Genomic DNA, 3,008 nt, shown 5'->3' on the forward strand with positions numbered 1-3,008 from the left:
CTTGATAATAAATGACATACTAAATATGCAGCAGGGTTAATTTTTATTAATAGATAAACGTCCATGCCTCAATCTGACCTGATTGTTGATTGGCATATTCACTAGTACAATTTAAAATCACGATAGCAGCACATTAAGGGAGGTCGCTATGTTTCGTTGTCCGCTTTGTGGCGCATCTGCCCGTATCCGCACCAGTCGTCCGGAAAATGATTCAAACACCGTGCGGCAAAAGTATTACCAGTGTAACAACCTGGAATGCGGCGTATGCTTCTCAACACTGGAAGCTTTCCATAAATTCACATCAAAACACGCCTCCGGCGTTCACTCTTCAGAAGGTATCCCGTGGCATGAGCTGCCAGCTTCACACAGGGGAAACAATCAGATGAGTTTGCCTTTACCTCAGAATTAACAGGCAGAATTGCCGGAGTAACAAAAAAGCGATAGATTACGTGCGGGTGCCTTTCGGCTGATGGTCGGAGGGAATACCCGAAGGCCGGATGTGGAAAGGCCCCGGAAAACATTTCTGTTTAACCGAGGCCCTAACCCGTCAACCTAGCAAGTGATAGGTTAGCGCCTCTCCAACAAAGGAGCAAGCGCTATGTCGCAAAAATCGCTTACGGCCATCACGTTCTGCGTGACGGTAATCCTCATCATCTGGATGCTGCACGGTTCGCTGTGTGAAATACGGATGAGCTTCTGGGGAGCGGAGTTTGCGGCGTTCTTACAGTGTAAGCAGTAAGGAAACCGCGACGGGGAGGCAACTCCCCGTCAATCGGTTGCCAGGGTAAGGCCGATAAGGCACCCTATCTCATAGGCATGAATAACAACCCCACAGCGTAAAAACTGCGGGATTTCTTTTTGGGACTCTCACTAGCTAGTGAGCTGTTAACTGCACATAATGCTCGCACAACAAATCATTTAAAAGAGATTACTCAGCATTCTCCTGCTTCCATTGCCGGATCATTTCATCGGTAACATCACTTTCATAACATACCACGTCATACCCTCCAGTACGGCTATATGCACTGCGTCCACCACATCTACTACCATTCCTTGCATGATTATACGGACACGCACAATTGCCTGGATAAGATTCAATGGATTCTTTAATTATTTCTTTCTTGATCTGAGCGTCTGACTTTCCTGTTGCTGCATACCCACTAAAAGATACCAAACACAGGCAGATTGCCATTAATAAACCACATCGCATACCGATACACTCTATTACTAACCAATCATAGCCCACATCATAAAATCGAGATGAGGAGTACAGCACCTTTAACAAGAAGGTGCCATCACGATAATATGCCGTGCAATTCATCAAAAAAAAGATCTATATCAAAGAGATAGAGTTATTATCAGTGCTGCAGACATCAGCATTCGAGGCAGCAGAAAGACAGTAAATCTAACGAATTTGTCTTTTTCTCAGGATGTTCTCAGATTAAAAAAGATAGAGTAGCGTAGACACCTTTTGGTGGATGGTAGGAGGAAAAATGAAGTTGAGTGGGAAGATCCCAGAAAAAACTTTGGTTTAACCAAGGCCCTAGTTCAATATGCGAAATGCAGATGAGTTGCAGGAGAGTTTTGCTTCACCCTTAGAGTTTAAACAGACGTGTACTATCATTATTTCTGCATATCGCCACACCATCGCCACTTTACCGCCATTTAACAAAATACAAATACAAAAAAACCACCCGAAGGTGGTTTCACGACACTGCTTATTGCTTTGATTTTATTCTTATCTTTCCCATGGTACCCGGAGCGGGACTTGAACCCGCACAGCGCGAACGCCGAGGGATTTTAAATCCCTTGTGTCTACCGATTCCACCATCCGGGCTCGGGAAGAAAGTGGAGGCGCGTTCCGGAGTCGAACCGGACTAGACGGATTTGCAATCCGCTACATAACCGCTTTGTTAACGCGCCAAATTCTTCAGGCCTTTCAGCCAGACATCCGCTTGACGCCGATGTCTTTTAAACTGGAGCGGGAAACGAGACTCGAACTCGCGACCCCGACCTTGGCAAGGTCGTGCTCTACCAACTGAGCTATTCCCGCATTCATCAAGCAATCAGTTAATCACTTGATTTTATTATCGTCTGGCAATCAGTGCCGCCGTTCGATGCGTTGCATTCTACTTACCTGGCGCGATGAGTCAACGATATTTTTCACCACTTTTGATCGTTTGCTGAAAATTACGCCGAAACGATCACTGATCAAGCAAATCTGCACGCGCAGCGCTCAAATATTGCAACATTGACCACAGAGTCAGTACCGCAGGCACAACGAAAAGTGCAATACCGGCGTACTCAACCCAAATGTTCGGACGCCACAGCAGCCATGCCAACGCCACCATCTGGGCAGTGGTTTTCACTTTCCCAATCCAGGAGACGGCCACGCTACTGCGTTTACCCAACTCCGCCATCCATTCGCGTAGCGCAGAAATAATAATTTCACGGGCGATCATCGTTGCCGCCGGTAATGTCACCCACCAGCTGTGATAATGCTCGGTTACCAGCACCATGGCGATAGCCACGAGAACTTTATCTGCCACAGGGTCAAGGAAAGCACCAAACCGGGTACTCTGGTTCCAGCGGCGTGCCAGAAAACCATCGAACCAGTCAGTCACCGCCGCGACGCAGAAAATGAGCGCGGCGGCAAACGGCGACCAGGTGACAGGCAGATAAAAGACCAATACAAAGAATGGGATAAGGATGACACGGAACAGTGTAAGCAACGTAGGGATATTAAATTGCATAATGACGGGTAACTATCTGTTGTCAGTAAGATTACCCCTATGTTGCTACAGAGACATCAATGTTTCAACGACCAGAAGATCTTTTCTGCCAGACCTTGCGAAATACCCGGCACTTTTGCAATTTCCTCGACGCTGGCGTTACGTAAACCTTGCAAACCGCCCATATATTTCAACAACATTTGCCGACGTTTTGGCCCGACGCCTTCAATGGTTTCCAGGGAACTGGTATTTTTGACCTTCGCCCGTTTTTTACGG

At 46.9% G+C, this 3,008-nt stretch carries 5 protein-coding genes and 3 tRNA genes; 2 read left to right on the forward strand and 6 right to left on the reverse strand.

The annotated features are described in order from the left end of the window. Positions 1 to 148 precede the first annotated feature (148 nt). Together QZF50_RS23270 and QZF50_RS23275 are read left to right on the forward strand one after the other, a co-directional pair. Positions 149 to 409, forward strand: a complete 261-nt coding sequence (locus QZF50_RS23270; RefSeq protein ID WP_000488107.1) for an ogr/Delta-like zinc finger family protein — start codon at positions 149 to 151, stop codon at positions 407 to 409. Between the two features lie 189 nt (positions 410 to 598). Further along, on the forward strand, positions 599 to 739 hold the full coding sequence (locus QZF50_RS23275) for a Hok/Gef family protein (protein ID WP_000078920.1): 141 nt from the start codon (positions 599 to 601) through the stop codon (positions 737 to 739). Between the two features lie 189 nt (positions 740 to 928). Here QZF50_RS23275 and QZF50_RS23280 read toward each other — a convergent pair whose 3' ends face one another. The 6 genes from QZF50_RS23280 to QZF50_RS23305 all read right to left on the reverse strand — a co-directional run. Continuing rightward, positions 929 to 1,210 carry a hypothetical protein gene (locus QZF50_RS23280; RefSeq protein WP_071529678.1) on the reverse strand — a complete coding sequence of 94 codons (282 nt, stop codon included), beginning with the start codon at positions 1,208 to 1,210 and terminating at the stop codon, positions 929 to 931. Between the two features lie 540 nt (positions 1,211 to 1,750). Further along, positions 1,751 to 1,837, reverse strand: a tRNA-Leu gene (locus QZF50_RS23285). Positions 1,838 to 1,849: 12 nt separating this feature from the next. Then, positions 1,850 to 1,923 (reverse strand) — tRNA-Cys (locus QZF50_RS23290). 54 nt (positions 1,924 to 1,977) lie between these two features. Beyond that, positions 1,978 to 2,053, reverse strand: a tRNA-Gly gene (locus QZF50_RS23295). 151 nt (positions 2,054 to 2,204) lie between these two features. Beyond that, positions 2,205 to 2,753 (reverse strand): CDP-diacylglycerol--glycerol-3-phosphate 3-phosphatidyltransferase, encoded by a 549-nt coding sequence (gene pgsA / locus QZF50_RS23300; protein ID WP_290389028.1) that lies wholly within the window; start codon positions 2,751 to 2,753, stop codon positions 2,205 to 2,207. A 56-nt stretch (positions 2,754 to 2,809) separates the two neighbouring features. Continuing rightward, positions 2,810 to 3,008, reverse strand: a 199-nt coding sequence (locus QZF50_RS23305) for a helix-hairpin-helix domain-containing protein (RefSeq protein ID WP_290389029.1), incomplete at its 5' end; no start/stop codon positions are given.

Origin of the sequence: uncultured Escherichia sp., from assembly GCF_948475835.1 — a bacterium.
In the GTDB taxonomy this organism is placed as follows: domain Bacteria; phylum Pseudomonadota; class Gammaproteobacteria; order Enterobacterales; family Enterobacteriaceae; genus ECMA0423.

Coding starts and splice junctions, on each gene's coding strand:
- pgsA (WP_290389028.1), bottom strand. CDS start 2,753: ATGCAATTTAATATCCCTACGTTGCTTACACTGTTCCGTGTCATCCTT.
- QZF50_RS23275 (WP_000078920.1), top strand. CDS start 599: ATGTCGCAAAAATCGCTTACGGCCATCACGTTCTGCGTGACGGTAATC.
- QZF50_RS23280 (WP_071529678.1), bottom strand. CDS start 1,210: ATGCGATGTGGTTTATTAATGGCAATCTGCCTGTGTTTGGTATCTTTT.
- QZF50_RS23270 (WP_000488107.1), top strand. CDS start 149: ATGTTTCGTTGTCCGCTTTGTGGCGCATCTGCCCGTATCCGCACCAGT.